20 protein-coding genes and 1 pseudogene are annotated in these 22,535 nt (G+C 70.8%); all 21 read right to left on the reverse strand.

The genetic code is table 11. The features are described from left to right. Positions 1-2: 2 nt before the first annotated feature. The 21 genes and pseudogenes from AAW13_RS41595 to AAW13_RS41690 all read right to left on the reverse strand — a co-directional run bounded on the left by AAW13_RS41595 (position 3) and on the right by AAW13_RS41690 (position 22,535). Complete coding sequence (locus AAW13_RS41595) at positions 3-851, reverse strand: TatD family hydrolase (protein ID WP_046734379.1); 849 nt, start codon at positions 849-851, stop codon at positions 3-5. Continuing rightward, complete coding sequence (locus AAW13_RS41600; protein ID WP_046734380.1) at positions 851-1,489, reverse strand: EboA domain-containing protein; 639 nt, start codon at positions 1,487-1,489, stop codon at positions 851-853. Before AAW13_RS41600 ends, AAW13_RS41595 begins: the two co-directional genes overlap by 1 nt. Further along, entirely contained in the window at positions 1,486-2,364 is an 879-nt protein-coding gene (locus AAW13_RS41605; protein ID WP_046734381.1) for a sugar phosphate isomerase/epimerase family protein, read from the reverse strand. Before AAW13_RS41605 ends, AAW13_RS41600 begins: the two co-directional genes overlap by 4 nt. Beyond that, positions 2,361-3,332, reverse strand: a complete 972-nt coding sequence (locus tag AAW13_RS41610) for an SCO3242 family prenyltransferase (RefSeq protein WP_063777116.1) — start codon at positions 3,330-3,332, stop codon at positions 2,361-2,363. Before AAW13_RS41610 ends, AAW13_RS41605 begins: the two co-directional genes overlap by 4 nt. Before the next feature lie 113 nt (positions 3,333-3,445). Continuing rightward, positions 3,446-4,597, reverse strand: a complete 1,152-nt coding sequence (locus tag AAW13_RS41615; protein WP_046734382.1) for an inositol-3-phosphate synthase — start codon at positions 4,595-4,597, stop codon at positions 3,446-3,448. Positions 4,598-5,068: 471 nt separating this feature from the next. Next, a complete protein-coding gene (locus tag AAW13_RS41620) occupies positions 5,069-6,076 on the reverse strand; it encodes a sugar phosphate isomerase/epimerase family protein (protein ID WP_046734383.1) in 1,008 nt (335 codons plus the stop codon). A 37-nt stretch (positions 6,077-6,113) separates the two neighbouring features. Continuing rightward, positions 6,114-7,328: a Gfo/Idh/MocA family protein gene (locus tag AAW13_RS41625; RefSeq protein ID WP_046734384.1), complete on the reverse strand. Its 1,215-nt coding sequence runs from the start codon at positions 7,326-7,328 to the stop codon at positions 6,114-6,116. A gap of 66 nt (positions 7,329-7,394) precedes the next feature. Then, a complete protein-coding gene (locus AAW13_RS41630; RefSeq protein WP_046734385.1) occupies positions 7,395-8,441 on the reverse strand; it encodes a substrate-binding domain-containing protein in 1,047 nt (348 codons plus the stop codon). A 140-nt stretch (positions 8,442-8,581) separates the two neighbouring features. Then, positions 8,582-9,619: an ABC transporter permease gene (locus AAW13_RS41635; protein ID WP_046734386.1), complete on the reverse strand. Its 1,038-nt coding sequence runs from the start codon at positions 9,617-9,619 to the stop codon at positions 8,582-8,584. Continuing rightward, positions 9,616-11,139 (reverse strand): sugar ABC transporter ATP-binding protein, encoded by a 1,524-nt coding sequence (locus AAW13_RS41640; RefSeq protein WP_046734387.1) that lies wholly within the window; start codon positions 11,137-11,139, stop codon positions 9,616-9,618. The genes AAW13_RS41635 and AAW13_RS41640 overlap by 4 nt, the downstream gene beginning before the upstream one ends. A gap of 293 nt (positions 11,140-11,432) precedes the next feature. Further along, positions 11,433-12,614: an ROK family transcriptional regulator gene (locus AAW13_RS41645; RefSeq protein WP_046734388.1), complete on the reverse strand. Its 1,182-nt coding sequence runs from the start codon at positions 12,612-12,614 to the stop codon at positions 11,433-11,435. A 116-nt stretch (positions 12,615-12,730) separates the two neighbouring features. After that, a complete protein-coding gene (locus tag AAW13_RS47935; protein WP_420855526.1) occupies positions 12,731-13,438 on the reverse strand; it encodes an HAD hydrolase-like protein in 708 nt (235 codons plus the stop codon). Between the two features lie 167 nt (positions 13,439-13,605). Continuing rightward, positions 13,606-14,892 carry an MFS transporter gene (locus tag AAW13_RS41655; protein ID WP_143145098.1) on the reverse strand — a complete coding sequence of 429 codons (1,287 nt, stop codon included), beginning with the start codon at positions 14,890-14,892 and terminating at the stop codon, positions 13,606-13,608. 174 nt (positions 14,893-15,066) lie between these two features. Further along, the gene (locus AAW13_RS46240) at positions 15,067-15,222 is read right to left on the reverse strand and encodes a hypothetical protein (RefSeq protein WP_167391794.1); all 156 of its coding nucleotides are present in this window, start codon (positions 15,220-15,222) and stop codon (positions 15,067-15,069) included. A gap of 112 nt (positions 15,223-15,334) precedes the next feature. Continuing rightward, a pseudogene (locus AAW13_RS41660) lies at positions 15,335-15,844 on the reverse strand (IS5 family transposase); the annotation flags it as partial. A 168-nt stretch (positions 15,845-16,012) separates the two neighbouring features. Next, positions 16,013-17,827, reverse strand: coding sequence for an FAD-dependent oxidoreductase (locus tag AAW13_RS41665; protein ID WP_046734390.1), 1,815 nt, complete (start codon positions 17,825-17,827; stop codon positions 16,013-16,015). After that, the gene (locus AAW13_RS41670) at positions 17,827-18,090 is read right to left on the reverse strand and encodes a UBP-type zinc finger domain-containing protein (protein WP_046734407.1); all 264 of its coding nucleotides are present in this window, start codon (positions 18,088-18,090) and stop codon (positions 17,827-17,829) included. Before AAW13_RS41670 ends, AAW13_RS41665 begins: the two co-directional genes overlap by 1 nt. A 5-nt stretch (positions 18,091-18,095) precedes the next feature. Continuing rightward, positions 18,096-18,542 (reverse strand): thioredoxin, encoded by a 447-nt coding sequence (gene trxA, locus AAW13_RS41675; RefSeq protein ID WP_046734391.1) that lies wholly within the window; start codon positions 18,540-18,542, stop codon positions 18,096-18,098. Continuing rightward, entirely contained in the window at positions 18,539-21,178 is a 2,640-nt protein-coding gene (gene clpB / locus AAW13_RS41680; RefSeq protein WP_046734392.1) for an ATP-dependent chaperone ClpB, read from the reverse strand. Before clpB ends, trxA begins: the two co-directional genes overlap by 4 nt. Then, the gene (locus AAW13_RS41685) at positions 21,169-21,576 is read right to left on the reverse strand and encodes a chaperone modulator CbpM (protein WP_046734393.1); all 408 of its coding nucleotides are present in this window, start codon (positions 21,574-21,576) and stop codon (positions 21,169-21,171) included. Before AAW13_RS41685 ends, clpB begins: the two co-directional genes overlap by 10 nt. Then, positions 21,573-22,535: a DnaJ C-terminal domain-containing protein gene (locus AAW13_RS41690; protein WP_046734394.1), complete on the reverse strand. Its 963-nt coding sequence runs from the start codon at positions 22,533-22,535 to the stop codon at positions 21,573-21,575. The genes AAW13_RS41685 and AAW13_RS41690 overlap by 4 nt, the downstream gene beginning before the upstream one ends.

Raw genomic sequence — 22,535 nt, forward strand, 5'->3', positions numbered from 1 at the left:
GGTCACTCCCCGCCGCGCAGGACGGAGTTGCCTTCGTGCAGGCCCTCCGGCTTCGGGACGTCGAGCCGGAGACGGCCGCTGAGTCCGTAGAAGGCCGCCGGGTTGCGCCACAGCACCTGGTCGACGTCGTCCTCGCCGAAGCCGGCCGCGAGCATGGCGTCGGCGACCTTGCGGGTCTTCAGCGGGTCGCTCTTTCCCCAGTCGGCGGCCGAGTTGACGAGGATCTTCTCCGTCCCGTACGTCTTCAGGATCGTGACCATGCGGTCCTCGTCCATCTTGGTGTCCGGGTAGACGGAGAACCCGAGCCAGCAGCCGCTGTCCTTCGCGTGCTCGACGGTCGTCTCGTTGAGGTGGTCGAGCAGCACCCGCTCCACCGGCAGACTCGACTCGCGCACGACGTCGAGAGTGCGGTGCAGACCGGCGAGCTTGTCCCGGTGGGGCGTGTGGACCAGAGCGGGCAGGCCGTGGGCGGCGGCGAGCTGAAGCTGGGCGGCCACCGCGGTGTCCTCGGCCGGTGTCATGGAGTCGTAGCCGATCTCGCCGACGGCGACGACGCAGTCCTTGGCCAGGTAGCGGGGCAGGGCGTCCAGGACCGGCCTGCAGCGTGGGTCGTTGGCCTCCTTGGGGTTGAGCGCGAGGGTGCAGTGGTGGGCTATGCCGTACTGGGCCGCGCGGAAGGGTTCCCAGCCGAGGAGGGCGTCGAAGTAGTCGTAGAAGCTGGCCGGATCGGTGCGGGGCTGCCCGAGCCAGAAGGACGGTTCGACAACAGCGCGTACACCGGCGGCATACATCGCCTCGTAGTCGTCGGTGGTGCGGGATGTCATGTGGATGTGCGGGTCGAAGATACGCATCAAAGCTCCTTGGGCTCTTCGCCCGTCAGGGTCAGCACGCGACCGAGGTCGTCGGGGACCTCGCGGCCGGCGGCCGTCCGCTCGGCGGCGTAGTCGGTGAGCATGCGGGCCAGTTCGCCGTCGCCAGCCGCGCGTCGCGCCAGGCTCGCGACCGCGTCGAGGGTGACGCCGGTGAACAGGCACTTCAGAACGGCGTGACGCCAGGCGTGCGGGTCGAGGTGCACGGCGGTGTAGGGACCGACGGCGGCGGCGACGAGCCGGGTGTCGTTGCTGCGCAAGGCGTCCTCGACGAGGTGCAGGGCGTGCGGTCCGTCGACCAGCGTCGGAAGGGCCCAGAGCACGGCGCGGCGTTCGGCGGCACTGCCGTGCCGGTAGAGCCGGGTCAGGGTCTCCGGTCCCGCCTGGGCCTCGGTCAGCAGCAGCGTGCGGACGGCGTCCGCGTTGTCATGACCGCAGTGCCGTCCCGCGGCGGCGAACCGCAGCTCCCAGGTATCGGCCGCGTACGGGGCCGGCGCCGTCGGGGGTGCTGTCGGTACGCACGCGGCGTCGGCCAGCGCCTCGGCCAGCCAGGCGCGTGCCGCGTCGTCGGGCAGCAGTGCCTCGACCTCGGCACGGGTCCAGGGAAGTGGGTGCGTCACGTGGCGGGCGCTCCCTTCGCGGTCGTCGCCTCCACGGTCCGCAGGAACTCGATGGAGGACCGGGCCAGCTCCGGCCCCGCGTGGGAGTGCCGGGGCAACTCGACGACGGTGAGGCCCCGGTAGCCGGTGTCGGCGAGTGCGTCCAGCACGGACGGAAAGTCGATCTCGCCGTCGCCCAGGGGCAGATGCTCGTGCACCCCGCGGCGCATGTCCTCGATCTGCACGTGCCGCAGCCAGGGCCCTGCTTCCCGGACGCACTCGGCGGGCGTGTCCGGCTCCAGGCACTGGCAGTGGCCGATGTCGAGGGTCAGGCCGAGCGGAGAAGGGTTGCCGAGCACGGTGCGCAGGTGATGGAAGTCGGCGAGGGTGGCGAGGAGGTGTCCCGGTTCGGGTTCGATCGCGATCGGCACGCCGACGGCGGCCGCCGCGTCGAGGACGGGAAGCAGCGCCTCCTCAAGGCGCCGCCACGCGGTGTCGTCGTCGGTGCCGGGCGGGGTGATGCCGCTGAAGCAGTGCACGGCGTGGGCCCCGAGGTCCGCCGCGACCCGAACCGCCGTGAGTAGCAGCCGGGTGCGGGCGGCACGGCCCTCGGTGTCCGCGTCGAGCAGCGACGGACCGTGCTTGCGGCGCGGGTCGAGCACGTACCGCGCGCCGGTCTCGACGGTGGCGGTGAGGCCGAGTTCGCCGAGCCGCCGGGCGACCCGGGCGGTACGGGCGGCGAGATCGTCTGCGAGCGGGTCGAGATGCATGTGGTCGAGCGTGAGTCCGACGCCGTCGTAGCCCAGGTCCGCGAGCAGGCCGAGGGCGTCGTCGAGACGGAGGTCGGTGAGGCCGTTGGTGCCGTAGCCGAGGCGCAGTCGCTGCCGGCCGCTCATGTGGGGCTCACCTTCGGGGCAAGGGCACGGGCCGCGGGTGCGAACCCGAGCACGGCGAGTGCGGTGCCGTTCGCCCCGCACCGGGCGGCGAGCGCGGCCTGGAGCGGGATCATGGCGCGGATGCCGCCGCCGACTGCGCGCTGCGTGAGGGGTGGGGACGGGTTGAGGGCGGCGTGCAGGAAAGGACCGGCGGCGGTGCGGACGTACGCGGCGGCCGACAGCACCGGGACGGGTCCTGCCGTCGCGCGGGACCGGGACAGCAGCAGACCCAGCGTGGTCGTCAGGCCGAGCGCGGCGAGGGGGGTGAGCGTCGAACCGCCGTGCGCCTCGTGCCGCGATACGGCGGTGACGGCGTAGGTGTGGGCGGCCAGCGCGGCGGCCGGAGCCGCGGCGCGGAAGGCGGTACCGGGCGTGGCAGGAGCTCCCCCGCTCCACCCTGTCCCGTGCCCTCTCCCCCGGCCGGGCAGCGCGGACGGTGGTGGGTCGGCGGCTCTGCGGGCGGTCGGCGTCATGGTGGGCGCGGACATGGTTGCCGTGGCGCCCAGCAGGAGGTCCAGGGCGCGGGCCGCGGCCATCGCCGCCGGGGCGGCGGGGGTGTGCTTCAGCCGGAGGTCGTACGCCCAGACCGTCGCGGTCAGGGCCGTCGCCACCGTGAGTGCGGGCCGGCCGGCGCGGGCGGCGGACGTCAGGCCCGCCGCGGTCAGGAGTCCGGCCGCTGCCAGCGCCGCCGTCGGGGAGATACGGCCGGAGGGAACGGGTCGGTGAGGGCGGTCGAGAGCGTCCTCGTCGCGGTCGGCCCAGTCGTTGAGTGCCATGCCCGCCTCGTAGAGAAGGAGCGAGGCGCACGCGGCGTACGCCGTGCCCCGGTTGGGCCGCAGTCCGGTGGCCGCGGCGCCGGCGAGGGCATCGCCCGGCACGGTGAACAGCGCGGAGACGCGGAGCAGTTCGGCCCAGTCCCGCAGCCGCACCCGGGGCCCGCGCCGCGGTGCGGTGCCCACGGGCCCCTGGCCGTTTCCGGCTGCGGTGGACTCCGGAGCGTCGGCGGGCGCGGGTGGGGCCAGACCGGGCGGAGCGGATCGGATCACTTCGTCCCCCGCAGTCGGTCGGCGAACGACAGCAGGGCGGTGAACTGCTCCGAGAGGCCGGACGGGCCCGCGTCAGGATCCTTGAAGTAGAAGCCGAGTTCCGGGAGCGGGCCGGACAGGCCCACCTCGTGGGAGCGGGCGACCAGGCGCGCCAGGTCCAGGACGAGCGGTGCCGCCAGGGCCGAGTCGCAGCCCTGCCAGATGGTCTGGAGGATCGTGCGCGAGCCGAGGAAGCCTTCGAAGGCGATGTGGTCCCAGGCGGTCTTCCAGTCGCCGAGCACCGGTACGTCGTCGATGTGCACCTCGCCCTGCGGGGTGTGCCCGAGAATGTCGGCCAGGACGCGTTCCTTGCCGGCGTTCTTCGCCGCGGCCGCGCCGGGGTCGGCCAGCGCCGCCCCGTCACCGCCGCCCAGCAGGTTGGTGCCGGACCAGGCCCGTACCTCCAGGACGCGCTGGACGAACATCGGGGCGAGCACGGCCCGCAGCAGCGTCTGGCCGGTCTTGCCGTCACGGCCCGCGTGGGGAAGTCCGGCGGCTGCGGCGGCTGTGGTGAGCGTCGGGGTGTGCAGCCCGGTGGACGGCGTGAAGTTGACGTAGGGGCAGCCGGTTCGCAGGGCGGCGGCCGCGTAGAGGGAACTGGGCGGTAGTCGCGGGTCTTCGGGTGCGGGCGGCGGTTCCGTGGAGGAGACGTTGACGACGACCACCCGTGCCAGTGCGTTGCGCATGCGGAACGAGGTGAGGTCGGCGGCGAAGTCCGCGACGAGTTCCTCGTCGCTGCGCGTGTCGCCCGGGAGCGGGCCACCGAGCCGTATCTCCTCGTCCGCGGCCCGGAGTTCGGCGTGCACGGCCGGTGCGAGTCCGTGTGGCAGGACGCCTGCGTCGGTGAGCTGGTCGGCCCGTTTGGGCAGCGGGCAGTGGGCGGTGTCGTGGCCGCCGAAGACGAGTGAGGACAGGGACGGCAGGCCGGTGCCGTCGAACGGTGGTGTCTCGGTGACCATGCCGGTCGGTCGGTGCAGTCCGGCGGTGACCGCCGCGCATCCGGCGACGGCGGTGGTGGCCACCGATCCGCGGGCTCCGACGAACCAGACACCGGTGCGTGTGGTCTGCCCACCGGTCCGGGGCTTCGATGCGTTCCCGTCGTTGTTCACGGGTGCCTCCCTGCCATGTCGATGTTCCGTTGCGGTTGGAGGACGGTGGGCGGGTGCGGGGCTGGTTTCCCCGCCCACCGTCGGCATAGGAGCGGGCCTTGGCCGCGGCCCGGGAGGGCGACTCCCTGGCCTGCGCGGTTACGGCGAAGGAGTCGGCGGTGAGTTGTGCGTGATTCGTGGCGGCGGCCGGCCGTGTGGTGTGCACCGATGCCGTCCGGCGGACGGAGCAGTGCGCGGCGCTGCCGGTGGGGTGTGCGCCGTCGCTGTCGGACCACTGTGTGGTGCCTGTGTCTGAGACGGGACCGTAACCCGGTTCGTCCCCTACAGAAAGACCTTACGCAGAAAGAAGTCGAACTTTCTCCAGAGACAGGACAAAGGAGGGTTCGGGCAGCCCGGACCCGCCCGGCGACCGTCCGGCGCCGGGCCTTCGTCTGGCTGGATCCAGGGAGCGATCGTCCCGAGTGGAGGTCCCTAGTTGTCGCCGCCTCCGAAAGCGGCGTCGAAGGACGCGGAGGGCGGTTCGAAGTCGAACCGCTTCAGATGGGCGAGCGCTTCCGGCGCGCCGGTGAGGCGGTCCATGCCGGCGTCCTCCCACTCCACGGAGACCGGCCCGTCGTAACCGATCGAACGCAGCATCCGGAAGACGTCCTCCCAGGGGACGTCTCCGTGTCCGGCGGAGACGAAGTCCCAGCCGCGCCGCGGATCGCCCCACGGCAGGTGGGAGCCGAGCCGCCCGTTGCGCCCGTCCAGACGCTTGCGGGCCTCCTTGCAGTCGACGTGGTAGATGCGGTCCCGGAAGTCGTAGAGGAAGCCGACCGGGTCCAGGTCCTGCCAGACGAAGTGGCTGGGGTCGAAGTTGAGCCCGAAGGACGGCCGGTAGTCCACCGCCTCCAGGGCGCGTCGGGTGGTCCAGTAGTCGTAGGCGATCTCGCTCGGATGGACCTCGTGGGCGAAGCGGACGCCCTCGGTGTCGAACACGTCCAGGACCGAATTCCAGCGTTCTGCGAAGTCCTCGTAGCCGCGTTCGATCATCCGTTCCGGCACCGGCGGGAACATCGCCACCAGATGCCAGATCGACGACCCGGTGAATCCGACGACCGTGTCGACGCCGAAGGCCGCCGCGGCACGCGCCGTGTCCTTGATCTCGGCCGCGGCCCGCTGCCGTACGCCCTCCGGCTCCCCGTCGCCCCAGATGCGGGCGGGCAGGATGCCCTGGTGCCGCTCGTCCACGGGGTTGTCACAGACGGCCTGGCCGACGAGATGGTTGGAGATCGCCCAGCATTTCAGACCGTACTTGTCGAGCAGGGCGTGCCGCGCGGCCAGGTAGGACGGATCGGTCAGGGCCTTGTCGACCTCGAAATGGTCTCCCCAGCAGGCGAGTTCGAGGCCGTCGTAGCCGAAGTCGCGGGCCAGCCTGCAGACCTCCGCCAAGGGCAGGTCGGCCCACTGACCGGTGAACAGGGTGAACGGGCGGGGCATGGCGGCTCCAGGTGAGACGGGGGTTCATGCCGGATCGCTACCGGACTTCGGCCACGACGGCCTGGACAGGGGTGTACACAGAGTTCTTCTGCGCGCTCTCCTCCACGGCGGCGAGCACGCGCTGCACCTGCAGACCGTCGGCGAACGACGGGATCGGATCGGCGCCGGAGGCGATGGCCTCGACCAGATCACGGGCCTGGTGGGCGAAGGTGTGCTCGTAGCCGAGCGCGTGGCCCGGCGGCCACCAGCCCTCCAGGTACGGGTGCTCGGGCTCGGTGACGACGATCCTGCGGAACCCCGCGGTGGCGGCGGGCTCCCGGTGGTCGTGGAACCACAGCTCGTTGAGGCGCTCGAGGTCGAAGGCGAGCGAACCGAACTCGCCGTTCACCTCCAGGCGCAGGGCGTTCTTGCGCCCCGATGCCATCCGGGTCGCCTCGAACGAGGCAAGGGCCCCCGAGGCGAGCCGGCCGGTGAACACGGCCGCGTCGTCGACCGTGACCGGCCCGCGCCGGGTGCCGCCGGAAGCGGTGAGACCAGAGGAGACACCGTCGAGACGGGGGCGTTCCCTGACGAAGGTCTCCAGCTGGGCGGAGACCCCGACCAGCGGCTCACCCGCCAGGTACTGGGCGAGGTCGACGATGTGCGCGCCGAGGTCGCCCAGCGCCCCCGACCCCGCGTGTTCCCGCTGCAGCCGCCACGTCAGGGGGAAGTCGGGGTCGACGAGCCAGTCCTGGAGGTAGCAGACCCGAACGTGGCGCAGCGTGCCCAGCCTGCCGGCCGCGACGAGGCGGCGGGCGTAGGCGAGGGCGGGCACGCGCCGGTAGTTGAAGCCCACCATCGCCAACTGCCCGCGCGAACGGGCCGCTTCGGCGGCCGTCACCATGGCCTCGGCTTCGGCGACCGAATTGGCCAGCGGCTTCTCGCACAGCACGTGCTTGCCTGCCTCCAGCGCCGCGATCGCGATCTCGGCATGACTGTCGCCCGGTGTGCAGATGTCGACGAGTTGTACGTCGTCGCGGGCCACGAGGGCGCGCCAGTCGGTCTCCGCCGCGGCCCAGCCGTGCTTGTCCGCCGCCGCCCGCACTGCGTGCGCGTCGCGGCCGGCGATCGCGGCCAGCACCGGCCGCAGCGGCAGGTCGAACACGTGCCCCACGGTGCGCCACCCCTGTGAGTGCGCGGCGCCCATGAACGCGTAGCCGACCATCCCCACGCCGAGTGCCGGCGGGGCGGTCCGACTGTCCCTCTGTTCCATACGGATCTCCTCGTCGGAGTGTCACTGACTCATCGCTGTGTTCGCGGTGCCCTCGGCCCGGACCGGTCAGATGAAGCCGGTCGACAGGTACTGGTCGACGTTGTCCTTGGTGACCACGGCCGAATACAGCGTCACCGAGGACGGGATTTCGAACTCGGCGAGGCCGCCGACGCCCTTGCCCTGGGCGAGCGCCCGGGCCAGGTCGATGGCGGAGGCGGCCATCGTCGGCGGGTACAGGACGGTCGCCTTGAGCACACCCTTTCCGGCCTTGATGGCGTCCATCGCGGACTTGGCCCCCGCGCCGCCGACCATCAGGAAGTCGTCGCGGCCGGCCTGGTCGATGGCCCGCAGCGCGCCCACGCCCTGGTCGTCGTCGTGGTTCCACAGGGCGTCGAACTGCGGCTGGGCCTGCAGCAGTTGCGCCATCTTGGCCTGGCCGGACTCGACCGTGAAGTCGGCCGCCTGGCGGGCCACCTTGCGGATGTTGGGGTAGTTCTTCAGTGCGTCGTCGAAGCCCTTGGTGCGCTGCTGGGTGAGTTCGAGGTTGTCGAGGCCGGCAAGTTCGACGACCTTGGCGTTCTTCCTGCCCTTGAGCTGCTCGCCGATGTAGTGGCCGGCGTTGAGCCCCATGCCGTAGTTGTCGCCGCCGATCCAGCAGCGGTACGCCTGCGGGGAGGCGAAGACGCGGTCCAGGTTGACGACGGGGATGCCGGCCCTCATCGCCTGCAGACCGACCTGGGTCAGTGCCTTGCCGTCGGCCGGCAGGATCACCAGGACGTCGACCTTCTTGTTGATCAGCGTCTGGACCTGGCCGATCTGCTGGGCGATGTCGTTGGAACCCTCGGTGATCTCCAGCGTGACGTCGGAATACTTCTCGGCACGGGACTTGGCGTTGTCGTTGATGGCGTTGAGCCAGCCGTGGTCGGCCTGCGGGCCGGCGAAGCCGATGGTGACGGCCTTGCCCGGCTTGTCGTCCGCGACCGGGGCGTTGTCCGCGGCCGCTTCCTTGTTCTTGGGCTCGTTGCTGGTACAGGCCGTCAGCAGCGCACCGGCGGACACGGCCGCGGTGCCGAACAGCAGCGCTCTGCGGCTGGTGGCGGGGGTTCTGGGCATGGCGGATCGACCCTTCGACTGGGCGGTGTGTGTCGGATGGAGGCTGTGGGGGTGCCGGATGGTGGCTGTGGGGGCCGGACAGCGGTGTCAGGGGCCGCCGTCCGGCAGTGTGGGGCAGAGCGTCGGGTGGCGCCGACGCGTCAGGCGTCGCCGTGCGGCGAGCGGCGCTGGACCAGGACGGCGGCGACGATGATGGCGCCCTTGGCGATCTGCTGGACAGCGGTCTCAAGGTTGTTCAGGGCGAAGATGTTGGTGATGGTGGTGAAGACCAGCACCCCGAGGACGGAGCCGACGATGGTGCCGCGGCCACCGCTGAGCAGGGTGCCGCCGATGATCGCGGCAGCGATGGCGTCCAGCTCGTAGAGGTTGCCGTTGGTGTTCTGGCCCGACCCGGCGAGCACGATCAGCATGAACGCGGCAATTCCGCAGCACAGTCCGGACAGCAGGTACAGATACAGACGCTGGCGGCGGACGTCGATGCCGGCCAGGCGTGCCGCTTCCGCGTTGCCGCCGACCGCGACGGTGCGGCGGCCGAAGGTGGTGCGGTTGAGCAGCAGCCAGCCGATGACGGTGACAGCGGCGAATATCAGAACCAGGGGCGGGATGCCGAGGACGTAGGAGTCCCTGGCACCGAGATCGAGCACGGATCCGACGGTCACGATCTGGGTGGTGCCGCCCGTGATCTGCAGCGCCAGGCCCCGGGCGGAGGCGAGCATGGCCAGCGTCGCGATGAACGGCACCATCCTGCCGTAGGCGATCAGCAGACCGTTCACGAGACCGCAGCCCACACCGACGACCACAGCGGTGAAGAGGATGCCCGCGAAGCCGAAGTCCTGTGTGGCCACCGTCGTCGCCCACACCGAGGCGAGCGCCACCATCGCGCCGACCGACAGGTCGATCCCACCGCTGGTGATGACGAACGTCATGCCGACGGTGACGACGCCGATCACAGACGCCTGGGTGAGGATGAGCTGCAGATTGCTCGTCTTCAGGAACTCGTCCGGTGCGGTGATCCCACCGACCGCGACGAGCACGGCGAGGACACCGAGCAAGGAAAGGGTACGCACATCCCCCCACCCGGCCAGTGGTCGGCGCACTCCCGAACCCTCCTTGTCCGCCGCGGCCTTGGCGGTGGACGTCGGCGCGTCCTCGTGTGCCGAAGCGGCTGGCTGCGTCATGATGTCGGGCTCCCTTCCATCACAAGATCGAGTACACGGTGCTCGTCGAGCTCCCGGGCGTCCGCCGTGTGCACGACGGTGCCTTCACGGAGCACCAGCACCCGGTCGGCGAGCCCCAGGACCTCAGGCACCTCGCTGGACACGAGCAGTACGGCCAGACCCTCGTCGGCCAGGCGGCGGATCACCGTGTAGAGCTCCGCCCGGGCACCGATGTCGACACCCCGGGTGGGCTCGTCCAGCAGCAGCACCTTGCAGCCGCGCAACAGCCAGCGTGCGAGCACCGCCTTCTGCTGGTTGCCGCCGGACAGCGTGCTGATCGCGGCATCGGGATTGTCGGGCCGCAAGGACAGCTCCCGGACCGCCTGGTGCGCCGCAGCTCGCTCGGTACGCCGGTCGAGCCAGCCCGCGCGGGCGAACCGGGACAGGGTGGAGATCGAGACGTTGCTGCTGACGGACTCCAGCATCAGCAGGCCCTGGGCCTTGCGTTCCTCGGGCGCGAGGCCGATGCCGGCGCGCACGGCGGCCCGGACGCTGCCGGGACGCAGCGGCGTGCCGTCGACGAGGACACGACCGCCGTCGGGCTTGCGCGCCCCGTAGACCGTCTCCAGGATCTCGCTGCGCCCGGAGCCGACGAGTCCGGCCAGGCCGACGATCTCACCGGGCCGCAGTTCCAGATCGACGGGCGCGAACTCCCTTCGTCTGGTGAGCCCTTCGACCCTCAGCACCGGCTCCCTCCCCTCGGCGAACCCGGCCTTGGGTCGCTCGGGAAAGACGTACTCCACATTCCGCCCGGTCATCAGGGCCACGACCTCATGGGTCGGAGTCGACTTGGCAGGCAGACCGTCGGCGACCGACCGGCCCTCCTTCAGAACCGTGACCCGGTCTCCGATGCGCCGGATCTCCTCCAGGCGGTGGGAGATGTAGATGACGGCGACACCCTCGCCCGTCAGATCGCCCACGATCCTGAACAGGTTGTCCACCTCTTCGGGGTCGAGCGCCGCCGACGGCTCGTCCATTACGATCAGCCGCACGTCATGGGACAGTGCGCGGGCCATCGAGACGATCTGCTGCTGTGCCGCGGACAGTTCACCGACGAGCCGTGCGGGGTCGATCTCCGAGTGCCCGAGACGCTTCAGCAGTTCCGCGGTCGCCGTGCGGGCGGCCGAGCCGTGCACGACGAACCCGGCAGAGGTCGGTTCGTGTCCAAGGAAGACGTTCTCCGCGACGGACAGCCCCTCGATCAGGTCGAGTTCCTGGTAGATGGTGGCGATGCCGAGACGCATGGCGGCGATCGGCGATCCCAGGGTCACGGGCTCGCCCTGCCAGGTGATCTCACCGCCGTCGGGCTGGTGGGCTCCGGCGAGCACTTTGATCAGGGTGGACTTGCCGGCGCCGTTCTGGCCGAGGAGGCAATGGACTTCGCCGGCCTGGACGTCGAGGTCCACACCGTCCAGGGCGCGGACGCCCGGGAAGGACTTGGTGATGCCGGACATGGTGAGCAGGGGTGGTAGTGGTGCCATGGAGGATCCCCTCGGCGGATGCGGGCCGTGAGTGGGCAGGGCTGGACAGGGCGGATCGGGTATGAGGGCAGCTACGGGGCGCCCCTGGCATCGTGCGTGCCGGGGCGTACGAGTTGTGCCGGAGAGGGCCTGACGGCCATGCGATCAGCGCGGTGGCCGGACCAGGTCACCGAGCGTCATGAAGTGGTGCAGCGCTCTAGGGGGTCGGGGTGGCGGCCCGGGATGGCGGCCATGCCGTGGGATTGCGGCGATGCCATCGGATCGCGGTGGCATTCGGGATGATCTGTGTCCGGTCAGGCAGGCGAGAAGACGTGATCGCTGATGAGCCGTGCCGCGCCGATGACTCCGGCGTTCGGCCCCAACTCGCCCAGCACGATGGGCAGGTTGCGGGTGGCAAGCGGCAAGGACTGCTGGTACACCTGGGTCCGGACACTGGCGAGCAGCGTGTGGCCAAGTCCGGTCACACCACCGCCGATCACCACCAGGCCGGGGTTGAAGAAACTGACCAGTCCGGCGATGACCTGGCCCAGACTCTTCCCGCCCTCCCTGATCAGTTCGAGAGCCACCGGATCGCCCGCCACGGCGGCTGCCGACACGTCCGCGGCGGTCAGACGCCCGGCCGCCTCCAGCCGGGCGGCAAGCTCCGGCGACCGGCCCGCTCGCGCGGCCTCCTCCGCGTCACCGGCCAGCGCGGCACCACTGAAGTACGCCTCCAGGCAGCCTCGGTTGCCGCACACACAAGCACGGCCTCCCGGTTCCACCGGGATGTGCCCGATGTCACCGGCGCTGCCCGACGTCCCCCTGTAGACCTCGCCACCGACCACGATCCCGCAGCCGATGCCGGTGCCGATCTTGATGCACAGGAAGTCACGCGCGGAACGCGCCACGCCCGCGTGCTGCTCTCCCACGGCCATCAGGTTCACGTCGTTGTCGACCATGACCGGACAGCCAAGTTCCTGGCTGAGTGCCTCCCGCACCGGGAAGCCGTCCCACCCCGGCATGATCGGAGGCGCGACCGGCACGCCTTCCGGAAAGCGGACCGGCCCCGGGACCCCGATGCCGGCGCCGTCGAAGCCCTCCACGACACCGGATGCTTTGAGCTTGGCAGCCATCGACAGCACTTGCTCGAAGACCGCCACCGGCCCTTCACGGACATCCATCGGGTGGTTCAGGTGCCCAAGGACCTCCAACTCCGCGTTCGTCACGGCCACATCGATCGACGTGGCACCGATGTCGACACCGAGGAAGCGCAGCGTCGGCGCGAGCCTGATGTTGTGCGAGCGTCGCCCGCCGCGTGAGGGGGCGAACCCGTCCGCCACGACCAGCCCCGTCTCCAGCAGCCGGTCCACCTCGACAGCCAGCTTCGAACGCGACAGATCCACCAGGTCACCCAGTTGGGCACGGGAGTTGGACCCGCCATCACGCAGCAGGCGAAGCAGCCGCGCCTGATGTGTGTTCTCAGGTCGAGCAGTCATGCGTCTCACGAACCCCTCCCCTCGTCCCAGGCTAGGGCCCAGGCCTCTGTCTGCGTCGGCAAAGTCCTCTGGCTTCGGGAAGGAACGTAGCAGCGATTTGCCAAACCGTGAAGAACTTAGGAGCGAAACGGATCCAACTTTTTCCACCCTGAGGACAAAGTCTGCGTGGAGCCCCATTCGGAGCCACAGCGCCGCCGACGCCGGCCGAGCCGATCGACGTGGCGTTCTTGAGGCACGAATACCCGGCCGGGGTGGCCGAGGACGGAGTGAATCCGCTGCAGGCCGCGGTGGTGAGCGCGGCGGCGGGGTGCCAGCCCCCCCGTCGCACCGAGGGCGACGACGCCGGCGGCGCGGGCCGCCGTCATGTCGGTGGGGCTGTCCCCGACGAACACCGCGCGCTCAGCCAGGACGTTGAGCCGCTCCAGGCGAGATCCAGCCCGTCGGGCGCCGGTTAGGTCCTCCAGGGTCACTCGGTGGCCGAGAGCGCAGGTGGTGACCGCCGCGAGGGTGGCCCGTACCGCCTCGGCACTGTCCAGCAGCACCCCGTCCACGTCGAGCAGAGCCGCGTCGCGGGTCACCGCGTGCCGCCCGGACCGCGGACCAGCGCCCGCAGGACCATGCGGTGGCCGGCGAGCAGGGCGGTGGCGCCCGCGTCCCCGGTCCAGGACGCACACGGCCGCCTCGACCAGGGCGCCGCCCCTCCGCAGGAGCCGTGTACTGCGCAGAGGCTGGTGCCGCTGCGCGCGGTGTCGCCGACCAGGACGGTGTGTCGGCCGCCGAGATCGGCCCTCTCGATCTGCTGCCACGTGCCGTGCGCCTGGCATGCTGTGTGACAGCCGGGGCGCCGGCTACGTAGGTGCGCCGAGGCCGGAGCCGAACCCGGACCGAGCTGGTGGCCCACGGCCTCACTGGCGAAGCGGCTTCGGACTGGCGCAATGCCTGGCCCGGCGACCGATCCCACCAGTCGCCGGACCGGGCGCTCAGTCAAGGCTCAATGGATGTTCTGCGGATGTTCGGAGCGCTCCTGGACCACCGGACGTGTCACGGGTGCGGTGTCGATGATCCAGACGTTGCGCTGCCCGTCGGCCAGGAATGCCGAGAGCGCGAGGAGGAGTGCTCCCGCTGCGGCGATGAGAGCGACCAGGAGTGCGCCGCCGACGCCGTGGGTGTCTGCGAGGCTGCCGGAGAGGGCCTGTCCAGCGGCTGCGCCGAAGGGGCCGCCGGCGCACAGGATGGTCATCGCGACTGCGGCCCGTTCCGCGGGGGCAAGGCGTTCGGTCAGTGCGTACAGGCTGATCATGTACGGGGCGACGGTAAAGCTCGCGACCGCGACCGCCGCGGGGAGAGACACCAGTTGTGCGCCGAGGAAGAGGATCAGCATGCCCGCGCAAAGGATCGCGGCGAAGGAGACGTAGCGGGCGCGCAGGGAGAACTTTTGCGGGAGCCATGCGCAGGCGGCGCCTGCAAGGGCGCTGCCGATGCCGAACTCGGCGTAGACGAGTCCCGAAGCACCGGGCTTTCCGATCGTGCTGGCGTAGGCGGTGACGGCCGTCTGGACTGCGCCGAAGATCGCCCCCATGGCGACCATGGCGAGGAACATCACGGTCAGGGGGCGGCGGGGCAGGTAAGGCCTTTCCCCCCGATCTGACGGCTGCTGGTGTGTGGTGGGGTGGGCGTAGACGAGGGCGAAGGGGAGGGTGCTTGCTGCGAGCAGAGCCATCGTCGCGACCGCGGGCGCGAGGGGGCTGAGGGAGGCGAGCAGGCCGACGAACGCGGGGCCGGCGACGAAGCTCAGTTCGTCGGCGGACGCCTCGTAGGACAGAGCCGGGGACAGCAGGTGGTGTTCGTTGCGGGACTGCACCAGTCGTGACCAGTGCACCCGTACGAGAGGGCCGGCCTGGGGCTGGGTCAGGCCCACCAGGGCGGCCGCGGCGAACATGCTCGCCCGGCTGGCGTGGCTGGCGGCCAGCAGGGCCGACCAGGCTGCGAGGTTGGCGATCGCAGCGGCGGCTCCGACGGTCCGGTGGCCGTGACGGTCGGTCAGGGCTCCCACCAGGGGTCCGCCGATGGCGATGGCGATGCTCTGGGCCGCGCTGGCGAGTCCGGCGAAGGCATAGCTGCGGGTTGCTGCCTGGAGCAGGATGAGGGTGGAAAGGGCTGAGGTCGCGTACGGCAGGCGGGCCAGGAATCCCAGGGGGAAGAAGCCGACGCCTGCAACACGCAGCAGGAAGCGGTAGGACACGTTGTCTCCGACGGGCACGTCAAGGGGACGCGCCACCCAGCCACCAACGCGTCGACGAGCCCGATTCTGATCATCAACGTAGCGAAGGCGGCTGAGAGCTGTACAGATCCCTTGAGAAAGGCGGCTGGGACGATCTGATCAGCAACGGGCACGAGGGCTGTCAGGCCGCCCTCCCTGGAAGGTCGGCTCGGTGTACGGGATGGTTCGGGATCACGCAGGGCTGCTCAGCTTGTTGAGCAGGAGGTCGCGCAGAGCGTCGATGTCCGCGTCGAGTGCCACGTCGATCTCGCGTCCGAGCCGTGCATTGCCGTATCCGGAGCGGGTGTCTGTGAGGGTTGCGCCGCGTACCGACGTGGAGTCGCACACCACCTCGACTGCCAGTCGCCGGCACTCAGTGTGCCGGGCCAGATCGCCTCGGCGACGGATACCGCGTCATGCAGGACAAGGCCGTCCACTGCGAGTCCACGCTGATAGTGGGGCGCGGTAGGGGGAGTGCGCAGGTGCTGTCGTGGCGCTGCCCCGGCGTCAGAAGGATCGCGAGAGGCCGGCCGCGACCGTCGCAGGCTAGGTGGATCTTGGCGGTCAGGCCTCCCCGGGATCGGCCGAGGGCGTGATCGTCCGGTTCGTCCGGCCTGTTGATCCCCCTTTTTCTGCCGGTGGCGGCGGCGTGCTGGTGGGCGCGGACGATGGTGGAGTCGATCTGGACGAGCCAGTCGATGTCACCGGCCGCGTCCGCGGAGGCCTGGATCTGCTGGAGGGCGTGGGTGAAGACGCCGTCCAGGGCGTAGCGGCGGAAGCGGGTGTAGACCGTCTGCCATGGCCCATAGCGTTCCGGCAGGTCACGCCAGGAGATCCCGGTCCGGATCTTGTAGACCATTCCGTTGATGACCTGCCGGTCCGACACCCGAGGCCGGCCCGTCGCGGCCCGCGGTATCAGCGGAGCGAGTAACTCCCACTCCTGATCGGTGAGTTCATGGCGGCGTATCACCTAAACATGATCCACCACCCCATGATCTTTGAAGACGGGCCCTAGTTGACACAAGGCAACACTCGTGACCTGCGCTGATTCGCGTCCCGGCCCCGCGGCCTCTCGCACCCGCACGGAGTGTCCATCCAGCAGGGCGCCACCGCCGTGGCGCCGGACGGGCGCCATTCGTCATGCGAGCCATGCGGACTCCTTATGGCGTATGCGTGGGGAGACGTCCGAGTGGCCCGCGGCAGCCGGCGTGCCCGTGGTGCCGGGTGCGGCCGAGTGCCCGAGGTGCCGGTGTACGAAGTGGATGGCCATGGCGCCCTCACCGGCCGCGGAGGCCACCCGTTTCACCGAGCCGCTGCGGACGTCCCCCACCGCGAAGACCCCGGGGAGGCTGACCTCCAGGGTCATGCACGGGCGCCCGCGGCCTTGCCACACCTCGGGGGAGGCGCAGGCTTCCTGAGCCTCAGGGCCGGTGAGGACGAAGCCGCGGGAGTCGAGGGCGATGGTGCCGGCGAGCCACTCGGTGTGAGGGTCGGCGCCGGTGAAGACGAACAGGCTCCGTGCCGCGAGCCGGCGGTGCTCGCCCGTGCGGTTGTCGACCACGTCGAGTTCCTCCAGCACTTTCTCGCCGATGACCTCGGCGACCTCGGTGTGCAGCATGACCTCCACCCGCGGATGGCGCTCCACCTGTTCGACCAGGTAGCGGGACATGTTGGCATCCAGGCTGGCACCTCGGACCAGCAGGTGGACCTTCGGCGCGTATCCGGCGAGGAACAGCACCGCCTGGCCCGCCGAGTTGCCTCCGCCGACGACGGCCACCGGGTCGGTGCGGCACTGCTGGGCCTCGTAGACGGTCGCCGAGTAGTGCACGCTCGTTCCCTCCAGGCGTTCGATGCCGGGCACCTGGAGCCGGCGGTAGCGGGCGCCCATGGCCAGGACGACGGCGCGGGCGGCGATCTCGCTGCCGTCGGCGAACGCCACGACGTAGTGGTCGTCGTCCTTGGCATGGAGACCGGTCGCCTCCAGCGGAAGGCTGATCCCGGCGCCGAACTTGTCGGCCTGGAGCACGGCGCGTTCGGTGAGCTCGGCTCCTGAGATACCGGACGGGAAGCCGAGCAGGTTCTCGATGCGGGACGACGTGCCGGCCTGGCCGCCGGTGGCCATCGCCTCCACCACCGTGGTGCTCAGGCCCTCGGAGGCGGCGTACACCGCGGCAGCGAGGCCCGCGGGTCCGGAGCCCACGATGAGGACGTCGCCGTGACGGTTACCGGCGGGCAGTGACGGCAGGCCGATGAGCCGGGCCAGTTCCGCGTTGCTGGGGTTGCGCAACAGGGTGGTGTCCCGCCAGATGACGAGTGGTGTCTCCGCCGGGCCGACGCCGAAGCGGCGCAGCAGCTCCTCGGCCTCCTCGTCGGTCTCCAGGTCGATCCACCGGTGCGGCAGCCGGTTGCGGACGGCGAACTCGCGCAGCCGCCTGGTGTCGGGCGAGTAGCGCGAGCCGACGATGCGGAAGCCGGCGCCCTGTCCGACGAGCAGCGCGCGACGGCCCAGGCAGGCGCGCAGCACGACGTCCCCGATGCTGGAGTCCCGGGCCACCAGGTGGCGCAGCTGGTCCAAGGGGACGACGAGGACCTCGCCGGGCTCCCTGGCGACAGCGGTGTAGAAGGCCACCTGTCCGTGCAGCAGGCCGAGTTCGCCGATGAAGCGACCGGGGCCGTGCACGCGTAGCACGTGCTCCTCGGGAGTGCCGTAGTCCTCGACGACGGCGACGGAACCGCTGAGGACGACGAAGAACGTCTCGCAGCGCTCCCCCTCCCGGATCAGCACCTCATTCGGAGCCATGTTCCGGCGTTGCCCGTGCTCCGCCAGACGTGCGATCTGATCCTCCGTGAGGCGCGGGTACGCGCCGTAGATGTCCGGGGTCTCCCAGAAGGCGGCCTCGCCCGCTTCGTCCGGCACCGGTGCTTCGCCCGGCCGCGGCTGGTCGCCGGACATCAGACGAACGCCTCGTGGACGAAGCACCAGCGCCAGTCCTCGCCGGGCTGGAACGACTGCACGATCGGATGGGCGACGGCAGCCGCGTGCTTGCGCGCGTGCTTGTTCGGCGAGGAGTCGCAGCAGCCGACATGCCCGCAGGTCAGGCAGAGCCTCAGGTGGACCCATGGGGAGCCGAGCCTCAGACACTCCTGACACCCTTCCGGGGTCAGCGGCTGGACCGGCCTGACAAGCGCGAGGTGGGGGTCTGCGTGCAGGGTCATCCGGATCACCCTTTCCGGGTGGTGATCGACTGTTCCACCCACTGGCGCAGAGCGGGGGCGGGCGCGGCCCCCGTCTGCCGGGCGACCGTCTCGCCCTGGTCGAGGATCAGCAGTGTCGGTACGGCCTGGACCTCGAAGCGCTGCGACAGTCGCGGGTTCCTGTCGATGTCGACCTTGACGAGTTTGATCCGGCCGGCGAGATCGGTGGCGACCTTCTCCAGCGCGGGGCTGACCATGCGGCAGGGGCCGCACCAGGTGGCCCACAGGTCGACCACGACGGGGACGTCGGCCCGCTCGGCGACCTCGGTGAAGTCGTCGTCGCCCGCGTCCACCATCCACGGCAGGGGCTGCTTGCAGTGGCCGCACGTGGGGCGGCCCTCCGCGGCCACGGGCACCCGGTTGGTGCGCCCGCAGTTCGGACATCTGACGGTCGTCGCCTGCGTCGTGCTCATGCCGCCCGCGCTCCCTTCACGTCCTCGGGCTGGTCGTAGCTGACCACCAGCTCTCCGTGTTCGGCGTCGACGCGGACCGTCGCGCCGTCCTGGACGTCACCGCGCAGCAGGGCGCGCCCGACCATCGTCTCGACCTCGTGGGAGATGTAGCGGCGCAGTGGCCGGGCCCCGTACACCGGGTCGTAACCCTGGTGGGCGATCACCTCGCGTGCGGCATCGGTGAGTTCGACGGTGATGCGGCGTTCGGCGAGGCGGCGGCGCAGCTCGTCGAACTGAAGCTCCACGATCCGCTCGATCTGCCGCTCGCCGAGCGGCTTGAACAGCACGATGTCGTCGACGCGGTTGAGGAACTCCGGGCGGAAGTGCCCGCGCAGCTCGCCCATCACCAGGGCGCGGGCGTCCGGCTTGATCTCGCCCTCGGCGGTGGCGCCGTCGAGGAGGTGCTCGGAGCCGATGTTCGACGTCATGATGATCACGGTGTTGCGGAAGTCGACGGTGCGGCCCTGGGAGTCGGTGATGCGGCCGTCGTCGAGGACCTGTAGCAGGGTGTTGAAGACATCGGTGTGCGCCTTCTCGATCTCGTCGAACAGCACGACCGAGTACGGCTTGCGGCGCACGGCCTCGGTGAGCTGGCCGCCTTCCTCGTAGCCGACGTATCCGGGCGGTGCGCCCATGAGCCGGCTGACGGTGTGCCGCTCCTGGTACTCGCTCATGTCGAGGCGGACCATGTTCTCCTCGGAGTCGAACAGGGCCGCCGCGAGGGTCTTGGCCAGTTCGGTCTTCCCGACGCCGGTGGGGCCGAGGAAGATGAACGAGCCGATGGGGCGGCGCGGGTCGCGGATGCCGGAGCGGGCGCGGATGATGGCGTCGGCGACGAGTTTGACGGCCTCGTCCTGGCCGATGACGCGCTCGCGCAGGATCTCGTCGAGGCGCAGCAGCTTCTCGCGTTCGCCCTCCTGGAGGCGGGCGACGGGGATGCCGGTCCATGCGGCGACGATCTCGGCGATCTCCTCCTCGGTGACGACCTCGCGCAGCAGCCGGTTCTGCCCCTGTTTGGCGGCCAGTTGCTCCTCCTCGGCGTTCAGCCGGCGCTCCAGGTCCTGGAGGCGGCCGTAGCGGAGTTCGGCGGCCCGGTTGAGGTCGTAGGCGCGTTCGGCCTCCTCCGCCTCGAGGCGGACCTGCTCCAGTTCCTGGCGCAGCTCCTGCACGCGGCGGATGGCCTGCCGTTCGGCCTCCCACTGGGCCCGTTTGGCGTCGGCCTCGCCGCGCAGGTCGGCCAGTTCCCTGCGCAGTTCCTCCAGGCGGGCCTTGCTTGCGGCGTCGGTCTCCTTGGACAGGGCTGCCTCCTCGATCTCCAGGCGGGTGACGCGGCGGGTGATCTCGTCGAGTTCGGCGGGCATCGAGTCGATCTCGGTACGCAGCCGGGCGCACGCCTCGTCGACGAGGTCGATGGCCTTGTCGGGCAGGAACCGGTCGGTGATGTAGCGGTGGCTGAGGGTGGCCGCGGAGACCAGCGCGGTGTCCTGGATCTTCACGCCGTGGAAGACCTCCAGGCGTTCGCGCAGGCCGCGCAGGATGGAGATGGTGTCCTCCACGCTCGGCTCGTCGACCAGCACCTGCTGGAAGCGGCGTTCGAGGGCGGCGTCCTTCTCGATGTGCTTGCGGAACTCGTCGAGGGTGGTGGCGCCGATCATGTGGAGTTCGCCGCGGGCGAGCATCGGCTTGAGCATGTTGCCCGCGTCCATGGCCCCTTCGGCGGCGCCCGCGCCGACGACGGTGTGGAGTTCGTCGACGAAGAGCAGGATGCGCCCCTGGGCGGCCTTCACCTCGGCCAGCACGGCCTTGAGGCGCTCCTCGAACTCGCCGCGGTACTTGGCGCCGGCGACCAGGGAGCCCATGTCGAGAGCGAACACGGTCTTGTCGCGCAGGCCCTCGGGGACGTCGCCGCGGACGATGCGCTGGGCCAGGCCCTCGACGATGGCGGTCTTGCCGACGCCGGGATCGCCGATGAGGACGGGGTTGTTCTTGGTCTTGCGGCTGAGGATCTGGGTGACGCGGCGGATCTCCGCGTCACGGCCGATGACCGGGTCCAGCCGCCCGGACCGGGCCTCCAGGACCAGGTCGCGGCCGTACTTCTCCAGAGCCTCGTAGGCGACCTCGGGGTTGGCGGAGGTGACGCGCTGGTTGCCGCGGACCTGGGTGAGCACGTTCAGGAACGAATCCCGTGTCACACCGTGCTCCTTGAGCAGGCGTCCGGCGGCGGTCGCCGAGCCCTCCTCGGCCAGGGCGAGCAGGAGGTGCTCCACGGACACGTACTCGTCCTTGAGGCGTTTGGCCTCCCGCTCGGCGGCATCGAGCAGGCGGGACAGGCGCTGGGTGACGAAGACCTGGCCGGGTGCCGCACCGGGACCGGTGACCTTCGGGCGACGGGAGAGTTCCTCGCGAACGGCCGCGCGCAGTTCCTTGGGCTCGGTGCCGGCCTGTTGCAGCAACCGTGGGATCAGGCCGTCCTCCTGATCGAGGAGCGCGAGCAGCAGATGTTCCCCGTCGACCTCGGTGTGCCCCATGCCGACGGCCGCGCTCTGGGCCTCCTGGAGGGCTTCCTGGGACTTCTGGGTGAGACGGTTCATGTCCATGGGGGTGTTTCACTCCTCGTGCCGCGGCCGCGCAGGGCGGCTTCGAGCAGGCTGATGCGGTCGAGCAGGTCGAGCACCAGGCCGATGGATGCGTAGTTGAGGCAGAGTCCGGTGCGCAGCCGCTGGATACGGGCGAGAATCGCCGGGGCCGTGGGGTCGAACACCAGTCGCCCCGCGGAGTCGCGTTCGGCGTCGACCAGGCCGAGGGCGACGAACCGGCGGATCAGATCGGGGTGGAGGCCCGAGCGAAGGGCCACGGCGGCCAGGGAGAGCCTGGGGACGGGTACGAGCGCGTACCGGACAGCCGTCGAGGCGGTGATGTCGGCGCCCGTGCGTACGGGGCGGGCGCCCACGCCGGTCCGGCCGACGCCTCCCGCTCCCGCGGGTCGGTCGTTCATCGCGTCCTCCTGGGGTCGAACGAGGAAGTGGCGGCGAGCTCCTCGAACAGTTCGCGCTCCCGGTCGCTGAGGACGGGAGGCACCATGACGCGGAGTTCGGCGTACAGGTCGCCGTTCGCGCCGCGCGGGTTCGGCATGCCCTCGCCGCGCAGCCGCAGCCGCCGGCCGCTGGACGAGCCCGCGGGCACTGTGACCTTGGCCGTGCCGCCGCCGGGCGTCGGCACCGGCACGGTCGCGCCCAGGGCCGCCTCCCACGGGGCGACCGGGACCTGGACGTGCACGTCACGGCCGTCCAGCCGGAACCGGGGGTGGGGCTGGACACGCACCCGCAGGTACAGGTCGCCCGCGGGGGCGTCACCACTGCCCCGGCCACCCTCCCCCGCCAGCCGGATGCGCTGCCCGTCGGTGACGCCCGGCGGCACGTCGACCTCGTAACGCCGCGGCTGCCCGGCCGGCCCGGCGAGTGTGACGGTGCGACGGCCGCCCCGGTACGCCTCCTCGACGGTGAGCGGCAGTTCCGCCTCCTGGTCCGCCCCGGGGACGCCGCCTCGGGCCGCGCCGCCTCCGAACATGGAGCCGAGCAGGTCCTCGATGTCGATGCCCTCCGCGCCGAAGCCGTCCCCGAAGTCGTCGCCGAAGCCGGTGGCGTACCGGACGCGAGGACCGCCACCGCCTGCGGTCCGACCGCGGAAGCCGCCGCCCGCTCCCGCCGCGACCCGTTCGTCGAAGTCCTCGGGGATCTTGCGGAAGTCCTCGCCGAAGCGGTCGTAACGGGCCCGCGTCTTCGGGTCCGACAGGACGCTGTATGCCTCGTTGAGGTCCTTGAAACGCTCCTCCGCCTCGGGGTCCTTGTTGACGTCGGGGTGGTACTTACGGGCGAGTTTGCGATACGCCTGCTGGATCTCGTCCTGGCTCGCGGTCCGCGACACGCCCAGCACCTCGTAGAAGTCCCGTGCCAT

The organism is Streptomyces humi, assembly GCF_001005085.2.
GTDB classification, from domain to species: Bacteria; Actinomycetota; Actinomycetes; order Streptomycetales; family Streptomycetaceae; genus Streptomyces; species Streptomyces humi.

Excerpts from the sequence above, each read along its gene's own strand:
- trxA (WP_046734391.1), bottom strand. The coding sequence starts at position 18,542 with ATGAGCACGACGCAGGCGACGACCGTCAGATGTCCGAACTGCGGGCGC.
- AAW13_RS41645 (WP_046734388.1), bottom strand. The coding sequence starts at position 12,614 with ATGACTGCTCGACCTGAGAACACACATCAGGCGCGGCTGCTTCGCCTG.
- AAW13_RS41640 (WP_046734387.1), bottom strand. The coding sequence starts at position 11,139 with ATGGCACCACTACCACCCCTGCTCACCATGTCCGGCATCACCAAGTCC.
- AAW13_RS41630 (WP_046734385.1), bottom strand. The coding sequence starts at position 8,441 with ATGCCCAGAACCCCCGCCACCAGCCGCAGAGCGCTGCTGTTCGGCACC.
- AAW13_RS41625 (WP_046734384.1), bottom strand. The coding sequence starts at position 7,328 with ATGGAACAGAGGGACAGTCGGACCGCCCCGCCGGCACTCGGCGTGGGG.
- AAW13_RS41635 (WP_046734386.1), bottom strand. The coding sequence starts at position 9,619 with ATGACGCAGCCAGCCGCTTCGGCACACGAGGACGCGCCGACGTCCACC.
- AAW13_RS41665 (WP_046734390.1), bottom strand. The coding sequence starts at position 17,827 with ATGTCCGGCGACCAGCCGCGGCCGGGCGAAGCACCGGTGCCGGACGAA.
- AAW13_RS41620 (WP_046734383.1), bottom strand. The coding sequence starts at position 6,076 with ATGCCCCGCCCGTTCACCCTGTTCACCGGTCAGTGGGCCGACCTGCCC.
- clpB (WP_046734392.1), bottom strand. The coding sequence starts at position 21,178 with ATGGACATGAACCGTCTCACCCAGAAGTCCCAGGAAGCCCTCCAGGAG.
- AAW13_RS41605 (WP_046734381.1), bottom strand. The coding sequence starts at position 2,364 with ATGAGCGGCCGGCAGCGACTGCGCCTCGGCTACGGCACCAACGGCCTC.
- AAW13_RS41670 (WP_046734407.1), bottom strand. The coding sequence starts at position 18,090 with ATGACCCTGCACGCAGACCCCCACCTCGCGCTTGTCAGGCCGGTCCAG.
- AAW13_RS41690 (WP_046734394.1), bottom strand. The coding sequence starts at position 22,535 with ATGGCACGGGACTTCTACGAGGTGCTGGGCGTGTCGCGGACCGCGAGC.
- AAW13_RS47935 (WP_420855526.1), bottom strand. The coding sequence starts at position 13,438 with ATGCCAGGCGCACGGCACGTGGCAGCAGATCGAGAGGGCCGATCTCGG.
- AAW13_RS41595 (WP_046734379.1), bottom strand. The coding sequence starts at position 851 with ATGCGTATCTTCGACCCGCACATCCACATGACATCCCGCACCACCGAC.
- AAW13_RS41685 (WP_046734393.1), bottom strand. The coding sequence starts at position 21,576 with ATGAACGACCGACCCGCGGGAGCGGGAGGCGTCGGCCGGACCGGCGTG.